Raw genomic sequence first — 17,309 nt, 5'->3', positions numbered from 1 at the left:
CATGAATTGGAAAAATGTATTTATAATCGGATTGTTGGGCGTATTGCCCGTATCAATGATGGGACAGGCGAACATTTTGAACGCCAAGTTACCAGACGATATTGGCAAAAAGACCGAAGCTCAGATTGAGCAGGACAATGACGCTCCCCTCGAGTACGGTTATGTGGATGATAGGGACATCCTATGGTCCAAGACCGTTTGGGAAACCATTGACCTGGATGAGCGTGTCAACTTTCCGTTGTACTATCCCACCGATACCATAGGTATTGGGGCGGACCGAAGGTCTTTGTACCACGTGTTGATGAAAAACATCAGGAACGGGAAACTGACCGAGGTGTACACAGATTCGTACTTTACCGAAAAAAGGAGCTTGGCCGATTTATCCGCCACCTTGAGTAAAGTGGATACCACCGATTTGGGATACGAGCAATTGAACGCCGGTGAGCGCATTTCCCCTGAGTTTATCAACCAAAGGGATTTGACCGCGGCCGATATTGAAGAGTATCGTATAAAGGGAATCTGGTACTTTGACAAGCGCCAAGGGGAACTAAAGTACCGTCTATTGGGGATTGCCCCAGTTGCTCCGGACGTAAACTTTATAGACGATGAGTCCATAGACCCGGGAGAGAACAAAGTAGAGCTGTTCTGGGTTTGGTATCCTGCCGCGCGACAAGTGTTGCATGAAGCCAAAGTGTACAACCAAAGGAACTCCGCAAGACCCATCTCGTATGACATGCTGTTGAACGCAAGACGTTTCAATGGGGTGATCTACAAGGAGGACAACGTCCACGGAGATCGTAAGATAGACGATTACATTTTTGACAATGCCCTGTTCCAATTACTGGAAGCACAACGAATCAAAGAAACGATTCGCGACCGTGAACAGGATATGTGGGCGTATTAAAAATGCTCAACTTTGAAAGCCCTCAAGCGTATCAAAGTTGTTAGCAGAATTAATCCCGATGAAAATCGGGATTCCCACCACAAAATTTTCCAATTCAATAGAAACCAAACGCCGCACATTTGTGCGGCGTTTTTTGCTTGTTTAGGTATGTTGACCATGATTACGTTTTAAGGGTTTGACTCTTTTCAGCCAATGGTCCCTGACCTTCTTTCAAGCTTATTTCGTTGTCTAATCTTTTCTATTTTATCATTCCTGATTCCTGAAGGTTTTTTGCTTTGCCTGATCTTTTTCTTTTGTCATTCCTGAAATCTTGTTCCTTTGTGTAATCTTTTCTTTTGTCATTCCTGCGGAGGCAGGAATCCATTATTAAAACCACTCCTTGGCCAAATCAACCCAATGAGGGTTTTGCTCCTCAATAAGTCGTATTTTCCATGAACGCTTCCATTTTTTGAGTTGCTTTTCCCTAAGAATGGCATTGGAAACGTATTGATGAAATTCATAGTAGACGAGCATATGGAGACCATATCGTTGTGTAAAACCTTTTAATTTTCCGCTTTTATGTTCTTGTATCCGCCGTTGTAAGTTGTTGGTCATGCCAATATACAGGGTGCCGTTTTTGTGGTTGGTAAGAATATAAACGTAGTATTGGTGAATGTTGTGGGGCATGTTTGGATGGGATGTGGTTTCCTGCCTTCGTAGGAAGGACATAAAGTATGTTTTGGTTTTTGAGCTAGTAGAACGGACGGTAAACAGCGATCTTCCAGAACAATACAAAAAGAACGCCGCACATATGTGCGGCGTTCTTTATTATAAAGAAGTTAACTTTTAATTGTCCAGGGCAGGGGTGTATCGCCAGAAAGTTCTTAGTTCTTCATAGGCTCCTGGACCAGATCCACCCAAAATATAGACATGCTCTCCTACCACTACGGCGGCAGCACCTTGTCTTCCTCCTCCAGGAAAATTGGTTTTTTGTGTCCAGCTATTGGAACCTGCATTATATTCCCAAATATCGTTGAGGTAGGATGAATCCTGTCCTCTGCCAAGGGCCACATAACCTTTACCCCCAACGTTGAAGCCAATGGCTTCTGTTCTGGACATGAAGGGCAATATACCTCCTACTTCTGTCCATGAATCATTGGCAATGCTGTACCTGAACATGCTGTCTGAATACAGGGTTCCTTTTCCTGTGACAATATAACCCTGCGATCCAATACTAAATCCCACGGCATCAAGATTACCTTCGTTATTTTCTTTAAATCCGGTTAAATCGGTCCATGTGTTACCGTTAAATGACTTAAGTTTGCCATCATCTCCCAAGGATTGTATACCATATACATAGCTTACACCATTGTTCACAAATGAAGTCAATCCACTTCCCCATGTAGATGCCATCCCATCCCAAGTAGATGTAGCTGGATCATAGTACCAACTATCAGTGGCATTAGAGCCAAGATAGGTGCCTGTTATAATATACCACTTATTATCTATTACAAAAGATGTTGCTCTGTGTCTTCCGGAACCAGGACTATCAACACCATTTGACCAGCTTTCAGTCTCAAGGTCATAGACATATACCTCATCGGAATCGGTAGAATAATCATTAATCTGGGTGTATTTACCAAACCCATAATAGATTTGGTCTTTGTTGTTAATATCCTTTAACACATTCATGTTTCCTCCTTGAATGTATTTCTTGTTGTTCATCCACGAAGGGATGCCCAGTTTCTTCCAAGGTCCCACGGTAAATTCTGTTGTACTTTCCACGGTCTGTTGCCCCACGGTAACGGTAATGGTACCTGTGGTGGCCCCTTCGGGCACGATTACGGTTAGGTTTGTGCCGGTGGCAGCGGTTACTTGCGCAGCAACGCCATTAAACTCAACCGTATTTTCACCCTCCATGGTACTAAAGTTTTCGCCTTCTATAACCACTTGGGCACCCACATTTTCTTGGTCTGGGGCAAACCCGCTTATGGAAACAGTTGTTGGGTCCAATACGGTAAAGTCGGTGCTGCTTTGGGCAGTCTGTCCATCCACGGTGACCGCAATTTTACCGGATGTGGCCCCATTGGGGACTTCAACAGTGAGTAGGGTGGCACTTGCAATGCTCACCGTGGCCTCGGTTCCATTGAATTCGACCGTATTTTCAGTTTTTACGGTACTGAAGTTGGTCCCAGTAATCTCCACAGTGGTACCGGGAGTACCTTCCGTTGGGGAAAAACTTGCAATGGTGGGCGTATTGGCCGAAGGCTCGGTCACGGTAAAGGTTCCTGAGCTTTGTGCGGTCTCTCCATCCACGGAGACACTAATTTTTCCGGATGTGGCACCATTGGGAACACTCACGGTAAGTTTGGTGGCCGTGGCAATGCCCACGGAAGCGCTGGCCCCATTGAACTTTACCATATTTTCGGTCTTTACCGTACTAAAGTTGGTTCCTATGATCTCCACAGTGGTGCCGGGAGTACCTTCCGTTGGGGAAAAACTTGCAATGGTAGGTGGGTTGGTGGTTGGGTCATCGGGCGGGTTGGGGTCGTCCTTCCCACAAGAGGTAAGGACAAGGGCGAGGCCCAAGCATAAGTAGTGTATTTTTTTCATGATAAAATTTGTTTATCAACAAGGTATTGGTAATCAATGGGTCTTTAGATGTGCAATTAACGGATGGGTGTTTTGGGTTGATGAATGGCTGTTTTGGGTTGATGGCACAAATCGTAGGGTTGTGGTTAAAAAATCAACAAAGATCAATACCTTGGCCCTATGGTAGATTATATCGTAGTAGGTCTGGGATTGGCGGGAATCTCTTTTTGTGAGGTTCTGGAGAAGGAAGGGAAATCCTTTACAGTAGTTTCCGATACATCGCAACAAGCCTCCCAAGTTGCGGGTGGGCTTTACAATCCAGTTATTTTAAAGCGGTTTACCTTAGCTTGGAAGGCCAAGGAACAAATGGAGTTGGCCCAACCTTTTTATGCCGGATTGGAGCGGAAATTAGGGGTCCAATTGGATTATAAAGTTCCGGTATTGCGCCGTTTTGCTTCTATTGAGGAGCAGAATAGTTGGTTTGAAGCTGCTGATAAACCGGGATTGGACCATTTTTTATCGACCACTATCTTACCCAACTCTAACACCTGTTTGGATGCTCCCCATGGTTTTGGGGAAGTCAATTACACCGGAAGAATAGATACGGGCACCTTGGTGGAGTTCTACTCGACCTATCTGGATCAGAAAGGAATTCTGGAACGGGAATCTTTTAATTTTTCTGACCTAACTATTGAAGAGGGACAGGTTTCGTACAAGTCCCTACAGGCCAAACAGGTGGTCTTTGCCTGTGGTTATGGCCTTCAAGACAATCCTTTTTTCAACTACTTGCCCTTGAACGGCACCAAAGGGGAGCTTTTGACCATCAAAGCGCCAGCGTATAAAGAAGACCGAGTGATCAAGTCTTCCGTATTCACCATTCCGCTGGGAGAAGACTTATATCGGGTGGGGGCCACCTATAAATGGAAGGATAAGACCAACGAACCCACCGAAGCATCCAAAAAAGAACTTCTGGACAAGCTCACCACTTTTTTACGATGTGATTTTGAGGTGGTGGACCACGTGGCAGGCATTAGGCCAACAGTGGTAGATCGCAGGCCTTTGGTAGGTCGGCATCCAGCACATAAAAACCTGTATGTGCTCAACGGCTTCGGGTCTAGGGGCGTGCTTATTGCCCCCTATGCCTCGACCCAATTATACCAAGCGATAGAACACCAAAATCAAATTGACCCTGAAATGGATATCCAACGGTTTACCAAAAAATACTATCGGGATTAACCCTTAGCCACGGTATGTTTGTGCGAAGCCGCGTTGGGGTCGTATTTAAAAAAGAAATTTACCCAGATGTTGCGCGATAGCCGTATGATCACCGGCATAAAAACAATCATGGTACCCACAATGGCAATAAACGTAGTCACCAAGGAAGCTCCGAAAAACAAGAAGGCAATTACAAAGGCAGCCACGGCAAAGGCAATGCCCACAGCATAGCTCACGTACATGGCGCCATAGAAAAACGAGGGTTCTATCTTGTACTTGGTGCCACAGTGCGAACAGCGCTCGTTCATGTTGAAAATTTGGGAAATCGCGTACGGATTGGTGTTTTCGTACATGCTCTCTTCATGGCATTTAGGACAACTTCCTGTTAAAATGCTGTACAGTTTGGTTCCTTTTTTTAACATTTGCACCGATTTTTATACAAAAATACGCAATCAGGTAGTTTTGTTTTGTAATTCAGGTCACATAAAATGCTAAATGTCCATAATCTTTCAGTAGCCTTTGGAGGTGAATATCTTTTTGAAGAAATCGCGTTTCGTTTGAATTGTGGGGACCGCGTAGGTCTTATTGGTAAGAACGGAGCGGGTAAGTCCACCATGCTCAAGCTTTTGTCCAAGGATATGGCACCCGATGAGGGGACCATCGCCATGGAAAAGGACATAAAGATTGGCTTTTTAAGACAGGATATCGATTTTGAACAGGGCCGAACCGTATTGGAGGAATCCTATCAGGCATTTTCGGATATCAAATCCTTGGAGCAACAGCTGGAGGAAATCAATACGGCATTGGCAGAGCGTACCGATTATGAAAGTGACGGTTATCACCAATTGATGGTGGATTTGAGCGAAGTCACCCACAGATATGAAATCTTGGGCGGATACAACTACCAAGGCGATACCGAGAAAGTGTTGTTGGGGTTGGGGTTCAAGCGCGATGATTTTGATAAGCTCACGGATACCTTTTCAGGGGGATGGCGTATGCGTATAGAGTTGGCCAAACTCCTATTGCAGAACAACGACGTATTGCTGTTGGATGAGCCTACCAACCACTTGGATATTGAATCCATTATCTGGTTGGAACAGTTCTTGAAAACCTATGCAGGTGCGGTGGTGATCGTTTCGCATGATAAAATGTTCCTGGACAATGTCACCAATAGGACCATCGAGATTTCATTGGGCCGTATCTATGACCACAACAAGCCGTACACCAAATTTTTGGCGTATCGAAAAGAGATCAAGGAACAGCAACTGAGCGCCCAGAAAAACCAAGAAAAGCAGATCCAGCAGACCGAACGCTTGATCGAGAAGTTCCGAGCCAAATCGAGCAAGGCGTCCATGGCACAGTCCCTTATTAAGAAGCTGGATAAAATAGAGCGTATAGAGGTGGATGATGAGGACAATAGTGTAATGAACCTTCGTTTTCCCGTTTCCATAAACCCTGGGAAGGTAGTTGCCGAACTGGAAAATCTCTCCAAAAGCTATGGCAAAAAAGAAGTTCTAAAAGATATTGATCTTTTGGTGGAACGAGGTACCAAGACCGCTTTTGTGGGTCAGAACGGACAAGGAAAAACCACCTTGGCCAAAATCATGGTGGGGGAGTTGGACCATACCGGAAACCTAAAGACCGGACACAATGTACAACTGGGGTATTTTGCCCAGAACCAAGCAGAATATCTGGATGGTGATAAAACTATCTTGGACACCATGATCGATGCTGCCAATGAGAAAAATAGAAGCAAGGTCAGGGATATTTTGGGCTCTTTTCTATTTCGTGGGGATGAGGTGGAAAAATATGTAAAGGTACTCTCTGGAGGAGAGCGAAACCGATTGGCCTTGGCCAAAATGTTGCTTCAGCCGTTCAATGTGTTGGTGATGGACGAACCTACCAACCACTTGGACATTAAATCCAAGAATGTGTTGAAAAGTGCGCTTCAGAATTTTGAAGGAACCTTGGTCTTGGTGTCCCACGACAGGGATTTTCTCCAGGGACTCACGGATAAGGTCTATGAGTTCAAGGATGGTGGCATCAAAGAGTATTTGGGAGATATCGATTTTTATCTGGAACAGCGCAAGGCAGAAGATTTCAGAAAAATTGAAAAAGGGGAGAAAAAAGTGGCTCAGAAGGTGGAGATGGTTTCCAAGGAGAACGACTACCAATTCCAAAAGAAACAAAAATCGCTCAAGAACAAATTGAGTGGAGTGGAAAAGAGGATTTCACAATTGGAAAAGGAGATTGCCGACATAGATCATGACCTTTTAATGGATTATGACAGTACCATTGCCCGCCCTAATTTTTTTGATACCTATCAGGGCAAGAAGAAAAAACTGGAGACCTTGATGGGGGACTGGGAAGACCTTTCCCACGAATTGGAGGCCCTGAACTAGCTAAAAGTCCATTTACATACCACATATTTGGCCTCGTTCACAACAAATTACCGTCGGTTCGCCGATTATATTTGTAGGTTTTTTCGTCTTTTGATTACTTTGTAGGTAAATTCTTTAGGATAAAATAAGTAATCAATGATTCGATTGGCCGTTTTCTTCTTATGTATACTGGTTTCCGTGTGTAGGACACACGCCAACCAGGAAATCCCCCAAGAGGAGAGGAATGCCCTTGTTGACCTATTTAACAACACCAAAGGAGACCAATGGAAGGTTTCCTGGGATTTGGAATCCCCGATCCATACTTGGAAAGGTGTTGAGGTAAAGGACAACCATGTGGTGGGATTAACCTTGTTCATGAACAATTTGGACGGAGTGCTTCCCGAAAGTATGGGAAAACTCAAATACCTTACCCAATTGAATTTGGCTTTCAATAGTCTTACAGGTGTTCTTCCCAAGGATATTGTAAAGTTGAAAAACCTAAAGGTGCTCCGTTTGGAAATGAATCGCTTCAAGGGATCTTTGCCAGAAGGTATTGGTGGAATGAAGCGGTTGGAGGTACTCTCCATGTTCAATAACTTTCTAAGCGGCCCCATACCGGATTCGTTCGGAAACCTCACTAACTTAAAAGAACTCAATCTCTCCAGCAATAATCTGAAAGGAATCATACCAAAATCCATTGGAAATCTGACCCAATTGGAAGCCTTGGGCCTTTTTGAGAACAATCTGGAAGGGAATATCCCTTCGGAAATGGGGAACTTGACCCACCTAAAGGAATTGGTATTGGCCAACAACCAGTTGGGCGGTGAAATTCCTACAGAGTTTGGTCAATTGGCAAGCCTGCAAGTGCTGCAATTACAAAATAACAGATTTGATTCCTATACCGGACTCAAATTAATGGACACAAAACAGTTTTTGGTCTTTGATACCGATGATAAGACCTTGACACCACGATTCAATGACATCCATTTTGAACGTACGCGTATGGCGGACACAAAATTTGAGGATGACAACGAAAATGAGTAGTTAGTTATTACTTTAGTTTGTTTGGTTTGGGGATACAGGCGTGTATCCCCTTTTTTTATGCGTTTTACGAACAGAAAGGAAAGAGTTTGTCCCTTACGGATATTGGGAAAGGTTCTGCCTTTTGTGTAACTTCACCTTGATCCATTGTTTATCGTAAACCAACAGACGTATTGTGCTTTCTTTTGCCTTTAATATTTTTCGATTTGCCAAAGCTATCCTCAAAGGAATCCGAAATGATGATGAGTTTAAATTCTTGTGCTTCTTTTTGATGTTTTTGTTGATAGGTTCTACCCTTTTTTATTCCCAAACCGAACATTGGTCCGTTATTGATTCATTATACTTTTCCGTAATGACTATGGCGACGGTAGGGTATGGCGATTTTGTGCCAACTACTGATTTGGGCAAGATTTTCACAATAATATACGCATTCCTGTCCATTGGAACTTTCGTGGCGTTTACCGCAAAGATTGTACGGTTGATTTTGGAAGACGGCAAGAAGAATCGATGGATCAAAAAGGAAAGTAAAGAATAAGCACGATGAATTGACGGTTGATCCATGTTTCAACAAATAAAAGAGTACCTGCTCAATAAATCAATGTTGACCGATGCAGAGATTGGCCATATCATAGGACATTTCAGCGTTAAAAAGGTCAACAAGAATACACTATTGCTCGATGCTAACGAAACTTGCCGTCATTTTTACTTTATCAACAAAGGGGCGGTCAGGATTTATTCCCTTACCCATGAAGGAGTGGAACTGTCCCGTTTTTTTGCTTTTGAGGATACGTTTTGTACCGCTTTGCCCAGCTTTATAGATCAACAACCTTCCTACGAATATTTTCAGGCCATTGAGAAGACCGAACTCTTACAGATATCCCGCAGTGATTTTTACAAACTGGTTGGCGAGTTCAATGGTTTTGAAAAGATTTATCGCGAAATTCTGGAGTTAAGTTTCATAAACAACCAAAAGCGCATCTATAGCTATCAAGGGTATTCGGCTTTGGAAAGAATCAAACTTCTTATGAAAATGCAGCCTAACTTTTTGTTCCGCGTTTCCAATAAGCTGGCAGCTTCCTATTTAGGAATATCGCCCTATACCCTTAGTAGGTTGAAGTCCAAGCTCTAAATGTTGCCCTAGGGCAATGTTTTACATTAAATTTAAGTCGTTCTTTGCCCCCTGCAATCCATAATGGAAGCTCACCTATGAAAACAGCGAAGATGAAAATACAAATAGTGGCCCTGTTCCTGTTGGCAAGTATAGGGTTTACAGCCTGTAAGAGCAAGTCTAAAGTTGGGTTCGATATTCTGATTACCAATGCCAATATTGTGGACACCCATTCTGGGGAAATATTCCATGGGCAGACCATAGGAATCAACAAAAATACCATTTCCCGGATCGGGGCATTGGAAGAGGCAGAACATTGGACTGGTGTTGAAACTGTGGATGCCACAGACAAATATGTGGTTCCCGGTCTTTGGGACATGCATGTTCATTTTGGGGGTGGTGATACCTTGATTACGGAAAATAAGAATCTTTTGCCTCTATATATTGCCAATGGTGTCACCACGGTCAGGGATTGTGCTGCGGATATTAGCCCGGATGTCCTAAAATGGAAAGCGCAGATTGATGCGGGAGAGTTATTGGGGCCATCCATTTTTACCGCTGGACCAAAATTGGAAGGGAAGAATTCTATTTGGCCCGGGGATCTGGAAATTGAAAATGAACAGGAATTGGCGCTGGCGCTGGATTCTTTGGATAAGCTCCATGTGGATTTTGTAAAGATTACCGACAATGCCCTTGAACCGCAGTTGTTTTTACAAAGTATTCGGGAAGCTACAAAACGGGGATACAAAACATCAGGGCATATCCCTTTTGAACTTACCATCCAAGAAGCCTCGGAGGCAGGACAACGTACCGTGGAGCATATGGGGTATATGCTAAAGGCGGGGTCTTCAAAAGAAACGGAGATTATTGAGCGATTTAAAAAAGGGGAAATAGATCGGGGCACTGCTCAAATACAGTTGGATGAAACTTTTGACCGGAAGGCAGCTATTGGAAAGTATAGGAAGTTGGGGGAGAACGGTACTGCTGTGGTCCCAACTTTTATAGGGAGTAAGATCATCTCCTATCTGGAGCAGGATGATCATCTTTCGGACCCGGAACTGAATTATTTGGGACCAGGGCTCATCAAAACCTATGACTGGCGCATAAATAGGGCCAACCAGGCGACCCAAATGGAGATAGAGGCCAGACACGAGCGATATCAAAAAATGGTAAGCTTATTGCCAATGGTACAAGAATCTGGGATGGATATCATTGCTGGTACGGATGCCGGTTTCCTGAACTCCTATATTTACCCTGGGTTCGCTTTGCACGATGAACTTCAGATTTTTGTGGATGGAGGCCTTACTCCTCTACAGGCATTGCAGTCCTCCGTAATTAATGGGCCAAAGTATTTTGGTCTTTTGGATGCCTACGGTAGTGTTGATGTGGGAAAAGTGGCGGATTTGTTGATTTTGAACAATAATCCTGTGGAAGATATTGGGGCAACAAAAGATATCCATACTTTGATTAAGAAAACAAAAGTGTACAGCAAGGCTCAATTGGACCAGCTCTTGGAGGAATTGGCCCAAATGTACCAGTAGTCCGATGCTAGTTTTCCTTTTTTAAATATAAAGTGGAGTTGGTCTAAGCATCATTCCATCATCTGCCCCAATGTGGAGCTAGTTGTCTTTGCCTATTTTACTGTCTGTATCATTTAACTAAAAACCATCATGCCCAATCTATAGTGGTATAGATGGTTTGAACTTATACCTAGCTTGGTTCTGGTGTAAGGTTGAAGGTGTTTCCGGCATAGACAAAAGGGTTTTTAATGTAACTATCTTTTAATGAGTTGATTACGGTTTTATGAACTTCAAATAGCTCTCATTTTTATTGCACATAATACAATTGTAAGTATTTAAGTACATTTTTTGTTGATTTCACAACAAAAAAAAGGAATCTCACTAGCTGTTTCATATCTTAAATACAGAAATTCAGACACTTACGTTTTTATGTGCAGGCGAACCAGTAAAATAGTCACAACACTAATATGCTGTCTTGGTATTCATTTGGGTATGGCCCAAGTAAAGATCGGTGAGAATCTTCAAGTATTGGATGGGGCATCGATTTTGGAACTGGAAAGTACAAGTAGGGCCTTGGTGCTTACAAGGGTAAATCAGGCCCAAATGAGTGCCATGACACCACTACATGGAGCATTGGTCTATAATACCGATGCCGAATGCATTTTTGTCTTTGATGGAACCGCATGGAAAAGCCTTTGCGGTGCAGGAATGGCGGTAACAACATCTAGTATGGCCCCAATCGCCAATCAAGTAGGGGATGTTTGGATTGATACGGCCCAAAACAATGTAAGCATTTGGGACGGTTCAGATTTTGTGTTGATCAATAGAAATCCAAAAAGTGGCAATGGATCCCCTTCTACCATAACCGTAAACGACCCTTTGGCGGGCGATATTTATGTAGACAAAAACTCCGGTGATCTCTTTACGTATGATGGGACCAACTGGATAATACAGGGGAATGCCGTACAGGCTTTAAATGGGATAACGGAAACCTCTACCAATACCATTGAACTGGGAGGAGCGTTGACAAGACCCACTAGTCTACAATCAAATTCAATCAACACCTTGGCTATTGAGGGATTACAAATGTCCAACAACCCTGCGGATTTGGTGGTTGTCATGGATGCATCCACCCAAGTGTTGAGGCAAATGGACAAATCATTCCTTTTACAACGTGAGGAGACTTTGGTGGTGGCCAACAATGGTCAAAACCAGTTTGCTACCCCCTTGGCCATTACCGACACCAAAAAAATAGACGTGTATCGCAACGGAATCAAAATCAACTTTACCGCTATAGGAAGCAATACCATTGCGTTGGATCCGGGCATCATCTGTTTTCAGGACGATGAGATTCGGATAGTCCAATTCTTTTAAAAACAAAAAACCTAGAATCCAAATGTAAATCACAATCACTATGAAAACTCCAAATTGTTCTATAATCACCAGAATGGCCCTATTGGTCCTCGGGATAGTATCCTTTGGGACGGCCAGTGCCCAGCAGACCACGGGCGATGTTACCAAAGCAACCGATATTGTCCCGGGCACCACTACCACAGGTGGGGCCGTACGGGTAGTGGATAACAGGGGAACCATTAAGTACCTCCAATCCATCAATGGGATTACCATGCTATCCAACACCACCAATGCTGTGACCACAACTACCTGGCAGCTGGGAGGCACGCTTACCAATGATACTTTTATTGATGTGGATGGCAATGTATTCGGTCTTGATGGAATTGAATTGATTTCAACAGAACTGCCCTCCACGAACGCGACTACGGAATCGGACCATGGAACCGGAACCGGATATACCATTTTGGTAAGGGATGAAGCTACAGGCGCGGTAAAGAAATTACTTTCATCCGATTTGAACCTTATCCAAAGCGGTCAGGAGAGCTTTACCGCTATAGCAGATCAAACTGCCTATGCGCTTACCGGAAGTCCAACTTTACCAGCTTTCAGCCAGGTTTGGGTGTACCGGAATGGAGCCAAGTTGGTGGCCAATGTGGATTATACGGTGGCAGCATCCACGGTTACCTTGGTGCCCGGAGGGTCGGCTCCCAATGACTGGGCCGTATATGCCGGGGATGTCATTGAGGTACACTATGTAAAGTAGCGTGTTACAGTGGGCAGTTCCTCTTGTTCCTGCTGTTGTACTACTGGACCTAAAGGATTTCAAAATGACAAAATCCCGGCGTCTTAACATAAGCATTGCACTCCTGTTGGTGTTTGGAGTGCCCTTTTTTGTCCATTCGCAAGAGGTCAGGGTAATTGATAACAAGGGGACCAAAACCACCGTGAGAAACACTACTGTCACTACAGGAAGCACGGCTCCGGTTACCCCTGTATTGAACGACATTTGGTTTGATACTACCGACACGAACCATCAACGGGCCATGATATGGAATGGCTCTTCTTGGCAAGAAATCACCTTTACAGGAACCCCAGGCTCAGTTTTTTTTGCGGCCACCGATGGAACCCCAACGCAGAACAATGCACAGCTTTTTTGGGATGATACCAACCATAGATTGGGGGTGAGCACCAATACGCCTTCCCAATCCTTGGATGTGAATGGCTATGCCCGGGTGCGGACAATGGATAATGCCGAAACCACAGACCAAGTGGTAAAAACGGATGCCAATGGGGTAATCCATACTTCCAAAGTCAATTTTGGAGGGCGTTGGACCAATACCAATACCTCCACCAACCTCAACGTAAACAATACCGTTGCACCTATTTTTGGGTCCAATGACTATGTGGACGATGGTACCAACCTTTACGAAGTCAGTGGAAACACCTTGATTGTAAAAGAGTCAGGGAGATATGATATTCGGGCCAACTTGGCCCTTGTGGGCATCGATGACAGTATTTTGACCGATACAGAGTTCGGTACCAATGTCAATGCCCGCATTGCGGTGAATGGGACTGCTGTAGGTGCCTTGGGAGCATCGGGCTATATATCGTTTAGCTTGCTACAGGGGCATAACCATTCCAGTATCCATGTGAGCGAAATATTGGAGCTGAGTGCCAATGATGTGGTTACCATCGTCACCTACAGAGAGGCCAATTCCGGTACGGTACGTTTTGAAGGCAGTGGTACATCGAGTTTTGTGATCAATAAATTACGCTGATCCGTGAAAACCTATTGCATCATATTATTTTTTCTTTCAAGTCTATGCCTTGAGGCACAAGATGGGATGCGCAATTGGGGGATGTTAAAAATCTATACGGGTGGTGGGCTTGGCTTTCATGGGAATTTGATCAATGATGGCATTTTTGATGATAACGAGGGGTTGGTGGGATTTTATAATGATGCTCCTATCTCAGTTTCGGGAAGTTTTGCACCACTGTTCAATGATATGGAAATTTTGGTGTCCAATGGACTGTCCTTGGATATTGACATTGGAGTAAAGAACAATGTCAATTTTATGGAAGGGAACATCCTGACTCCCAGAACAGATTCCTTTGTGACCTTGGATTTTGGACCCGATGCTTTCCATACCGGGGCAACGGATATGAGCAAGGTTGATGGTTATGTTTCGGTACAAGGAAAACAGAACTTTACTTTTCCTGTAGGGGATACCGAACAGCTAAGCCCTTTGATTTTGAACTCGGAAGCCGTGAATCCTACCGCCCTTTGTGCCTACTTTTATGAAGACCCGAACAATCCGACCATTTTTTCGGAAACCTTCAATACAAACGCCAGGGCGATGGGGTTGGGAAATGTCAGTACCCAAGAATTTTGGCATTTGGAGGGATCTATACCTTCCACGGTACAAATTTCGTGGAACGAACGCAGTGGAATATCGCTTTTGACCAATAACATCGAAGAAATTGCCGTTGTGGGTTGGAACGGGTTGGACCACCAATGGGAAAGCCTAGGTGGTATGGCGGTGGGTGATTTTTCCCAAGGGATGGTGGTTTCGAACACCTTTGACCCCAATGTTTATGAAATCCTGACTTTCGGTACCGTGGAAACCCCAAACTTCATTGTGGATTTACCCAATTATTTGATTACTCCCAACGGCGATGGCATCAATGACTCTTTACAAATAGATGAGTTGGAACAATCCCCGAACAACCACATGCGCATTTATGATCGTAATGGCCTATTGGTTTTTGAACAGACCAATTACACCAATGGATTCAATGGCTATGCCACAGACGGTAAATGGGTCATCGATAGGAACCGTGGATTGCCATCGGGGGTCTATTTTTATCTTCTTACCATGGATGACCTCGATCTTGAGTTTCAAGGATTCTTGTATCTGGCCCGCGACTGATTCAATAAATAATGGAATCCGAAGCAATTCGCGGAAGGGTATACCCGCCATAATCCACCTCCAATCCTTTATGGATTTCTTTTGGACCATCCGAAGGCAACGAAGTCCCAAAAACATATACTTTTTGCAGGGATGGGAAACTTTCCAATTTGTTAAACACGTTTGAAGTGATTCCGGTGCGGGTCAGGTTGAGGTGTTTCAAATGCGAAAGCTGGGATAATTCCTCAATGCCTTGGTCCGTGACTTCGGTTTGTCCCAAGTTCAGCACGGTCAAGTGGGGTAAATGGCCCAAATACGGATAAATGGAATCATTGATGGCCGTATGGGACAAATCCAATTCCACGATAAAATCGTTTATGGGGGTCAAGGCCAATGTATCCATCAAAGAAAAGCCAGGTTTGTTGATGGCAGTGACCCGTAACCAAGGGGAATCCTTGCTGAGGTACTCCACATGCAATCCTGTTTCCTTCACGGAACGTAGACTGTCCAAGGGCAAAGCTGATAAAGTGGCCTCGGGATAAAAATCTTCCACATCCTTGGGAAAGAAGGGCTCAAACAGGCTTTCATCCAATCCATGCGATGCGATACTGCCGTCAAAAGGGTGCCCGGCCTCAACCCAAGCTTTTAGCACGGCAACTTCTTCCTTGGTCAGTTGCTCTTTTTCCTTGGGTGGCATATGGCCATCCGCATCTTTGGGTGAAATAATCCGGGTAAAAAGTTCACTGCCATCGGGGTTTTGGGCCATGATCACCTCTCCGTTTTCACCACCAGAGAGAATGCCATCTTCCAAATGTAGCCTTAACTCTCCTTTGGCCTGTTTGGGACCATGGCAGCTTACACATTTATTGTTGAGGATGGGATGCACCACTTCGGTATAGAGGTCGGCGTTCTCCCATGAATCTTCGGTCAATGTTATGGGGAGTTCTTCAAAAACCGGAATGCCCAGTGCTTTTTTTACCCCTCGGGGAAGGGGTTCGGTAAGATATCCTTCACCATGGGTGATATTGCCTCCTTTATGCCCTGTGATGGAAATCAACACCAACCCTAAAACAACCATGACCGGAAAGGACACTTTTTGCAACACTGCTACGGAATCCGACTTCCATTTTAAATACAATGCAAAGCAAAACACGGCCGTGATGATTCCAAACCACAGGTGACCCTTGACGGTATCAAAGCCATAGCCCTCATTTTGGTATAGCAGGAATCCACTTATGCAGGCCAAGACCGAGACCAACCCCGCCCAAAGGAACAAGGTGGCCAATAGCCCGGTGTACTGTTTTGTCTTACGGTCGGTCCAATATAAAAGTACGCCCAAGACCAAGAACCCAATGGGCAGGTGTACAATTAGAGGATGCAGCCGCCCCAATAGCTGTGAAAGAATATCCATTTAATCTATGCCGAGTCTTTGTTTTATAATGTTCATCATATAGACATTGGCCTCCCATTGGTCCGATACGGGAAGTTGGGTATACGGTAGGGCGGGCATGTAATAGGGTGGCCCAAATTCCGAGGTAACCGTCATAGGGCGATTGTTTTCCGCCCAAAATTTTCTGATGACCTTTTCCCAGATGTCCAAATGGCGATCAACGGCTCTTTTCCACTCTGGAGCTTTGGGGTCGTTTACTTGGGGACTCTCGGCATGGCCTACGCGTGCATGGATATGGTCGGTCTTTGCAATTACATCGGAAAGCATGGCATCCCTGCCTTCCAATAAGGATTCATGGACCACCATCCAATGGCTGATGTCGGCAGTAAGGCGTAAATCGGATATCTTTTTTAAATAGTCCAATGTAATGGGCAAGGTGTAGCTGAACCGTCCCCGATGGGTCTCATGATAAATGGGAATGCCCGTTTCCTTGCTGATGGCATTGGCAGCTTTTATGAAAGCGGTGTTCTGCTCCATGGAGAAAAAGTCGCTACCGGTTTGACTATTGATGACCACGGGTTTCCACGACACCAATACATACAATTTCTTTTTATAGGCCTCCAAGCTTTCCTCAAAGGGAAGGCTATTGTCGGTCCCATGCATCAAATTGAGCTTTAGATTATGCTTTTTCAATGCAGCTTTCAGTTGCTGTTGACTTTCTGCCTCATTCGGAAGCCAAACATCAATACCATCAAAACCTGAGGTTTTGGCCCGTTCGCAAAATGCATCCCAGCTCAGGGTGTTTCCCCAGTTGGTCTGAAAAAATAGGATTTCCCCTTTTTGGGGATAGAGAGTAGTGGCAAAAAGAATCATTGCTAGATAAAGGTGTTTTTTCATGAGTATATTAAAGTTTGGTT

The 17,309-nt window shown here is 44.4% G+C and carries 16 protein-coding genes; 11 read left to right on the top strand and 5 right to left on the bottom strand.

The window, feature by feature from the left end:
* Nucleotide 1: 1 nt before the first annotated feature.
* A complete protein-coding gene (porN, locus tag F8C76_RS09875; protein WP_152131591.1) occupies nucleotides 2-904 on the top strand; it encodes a type IX secretion system ring subunit PorN/GldN in 903 nt (300 codons plus the stop codon).
* A gap of 366 nt (nucleotides 905-1,270) precedes the next feature.
* Here the strand turns inward: porN and F8C76_RS09870 are convergent, their stop codons facing one another.
* Both F8C76_RS09870 and F8C76_RS09865 read right to left on the bottom strand, forming a co-directional pair.
* Nucleotides 1,271-1,612, bottom strand: coding sequence for a GIY-YIG nuclease family protein (locus tag F8C76_RS09870; RefSeq protein ID WP_313847398.1), 342 nt, complete (start codon nucleotides 1,610-1,612; stop codon nucleotides 1,271-1,273).
* Nucleotides 1,613-1,729: 117 nt separating this feature from the next.
* Nucleotides 1,730-3,496 (bottom strand): IPT/TIG domain-containing protein, encoded by a 1,767-nt coding sequence (locus F8C76_RS09865; protein ID WP_152131590.1) that lies wholly within the window; start codon nucleotides 3,494-3,496, stop codon nucleotides 1,730-1,732.
* 159 nt (nucleotides 3,497-3,655) lie between these two features.
* Here F8C76_RS09865 and F8C76_RS09860 point away from each other — a divergent pair, with 159 nt between their 5' ends.
* Complete coding sequence (locus F8C76_RS09860) at nucleotides 3,656-4,711, top strand: NAD(P)/FAD-dependent oxidoreductase (protein ID WP_152131589.1); 1,056 nt, start codon at nucleotides 3,656-3,658, stop codon at nucleotides 4,709-4,711.
* Here F8C76_RS09860 and F8C76_RS09855 read toward each other — a convergent pair.
* The gene (locus F8C76_RS09855; protein WP_129653454.1) at nucleotides 4,708-5,112 is read right to left on the bottom strand and encodes a DUF983 domain-containing protein; all 405 of its coding nucleotides are present in this window, start codon (nucleotides 5,110-5,112) and stop codon (nucleotides 4,708-4,710) included. The genes F8C76_RS09860 and F8C76_RS09855 overlap by 4 nt on opposite strands.
* A gap of 66 nt (nucleotides 5,113-5,178) precedes the next feature.
* Here F8C76_RS09855 and F8C76_RS09850 point away from each other — a divergent pair, with 66 nt between their 5' ends.
* The 9 genes from F8C76_RS09850 to F8C76_RS09810 all read left to right on the top strand — a co-directional run bounded on the left by F8C76_RS09850 (nucleotide 5,179) and on the right by F8C76_RS09810 (nucleotide 15,023).
* The gene (locus tag F8C76_RS09850; protein WP_152131588.1) at nucleotides 5,179-7,092 is read left to right on the top strand and encodes an ABC-F family ATP-binding cassette domain-containing protein; all 1,914 of its coding nucleotides are present in this window, start codon (nucleotides 5,179-5,181) and stop codon (nucleotides 7,090-7,092) included.
* A 177-nt stretch (nucleotides 7,093-7,269) separates the two neighbouring features.
* Nucleotides 7,270-8,115 carry a leucine-rich repeat domain-containing protein gene (locus F8C76_RS09845; protein WP_249042394.1) on the top strand — a complete coding sequence of 282 codons (846 nt, stop codon included), beginning with the start codon at nucleotides 7,270-7,272 and terminating at the stop codon, nucleotides 8,113-8,115.
* Nucleotides 8,116-8,287: 172 nt separating this feature from the next.
* A complete protein-coding gene (locus F8C76_RS09840; protein WP_211372147.1) occupies nucleotides 8,288-8,647 on the top strand; it encodes a potassium channel family protein in 360 nt (119 codons plus the stop codon).
* 24 nt (nucleotides 8,648-8,671) lie between these two features.
* Nucleotides 8,672-9,241, top strand: coding sequence for a Crp/Fnr family transcriptional regulator (locus F8C76_RS09835; RefSeq protein ID WP_152131586.1), 570 nt, complete (start codon nucleotides 8,672-8,674; stop codon nucleotides 9,239-9,241).
* 92 nt (nucleotides 9,242-9,333) lie between these two features.
* Nucleotides 9,334-10,761, top strand: a complete 1,428-nt coding sequence (locus F8C76_RS09830) for an amidohydrolase family protein (protein ID WP_152131585.1) — start codon at nucleotides 9,334-9,336, stop codon at nucleotides 10,759-10,761.
* 471 nt (nucleotides 10,762-11,232) lie between these two features.
* Entirely contained in the window at nucleotides 11,233-12,114 is an 882-nt protein-coding gene (locus F8C76_RS09825) for a phage tail-like protein (protein ID WP_152131584.1), read from the top strand.
* Nucleotides 12,115-12,154: 40 nt separating this feature from the next.
* Nucleotides 12,155-12,856 carry a hypothetical protein gene (locus F8C76_RS09820; protein WP_152131583.1) on the top strand — a complete coding sequence of 234 codons (702 nt, stop codon included), beginning with the start codon at nucleotides 12,155-12,157 and terminating at the stop codon, nucleotides 12,854-12,856.
* A gap of 64 nt (nucleotides 12,857-12,920) precedes the next feature.
* The gene (locus F8C76_RS09815) at nucleotides 12,921-13,871 is read left to right on the top strand and encodes a hypothetical protein (protein WP_152131582.1); all 951 of its coding nucleotides are present in this window, start codon (nucleotides 12,921-12,923) and stop codon (nucleotides 13,869-13,871) included.
* A 3-nt stretch (nucleotides 13,872-13,874) separates the two neighbouring features.
* Nucleotides 13,875-15,023, top strand: a complete 1,149-nt coding sequence (locus F8C76_RS09810) for a T9SS type B sorting domain-containing protein (protein ID WP_152131581.1) — start codon at nucleotides 13,875-13,877, stop codon at nucleotides 15,021-15,023.
* 1 nt (nucleotide 15,024) lies between these two features.
* On the opposite strand, the gene F8C76_RS09805 is transcribed toward F8C76_RS09810, so the two are convergent.
* Both F8C76_RS09805 and F8C76_RS09800 read right to left on the bottom strand, forming a co-directional pair.
* Entirely contained in the window at nucleotides 15,025-16,413 is a 1,389-nt protein-coding gene (locus F8C76_RS09805; protein ID WP_152131580.1) for a c-type cytochrome domain-containing protein, read from the bottom strand.
* Complete coding sequence (locus F8C76_RS09800; protein WP_249042393.1) at nucleotides 16,414-17,289, bottom strand: sugar phosphate isomerase/epimerase family protein; 876 nt, start codon at nucleotides 17,287-17,289, stop codon at nucleotides 16,414-16,416.
* Nucleotides 17,290-17,309 lie beyond the last annotated feature (20 nt).

The sequence above is a fragment of the Flagellimonas olearia genome, assembly GCF_009184425.1.
Classification (GTDB): Bacteria; Bacteroidota; Bacteroidia; order Flavobacteriales; family Flavobacteriaceae; genus Flagellimonas; species Flagellimonas olearia.
This window is presented reverse-complemented; position numbering and strand designations above follow the sequence as displayed.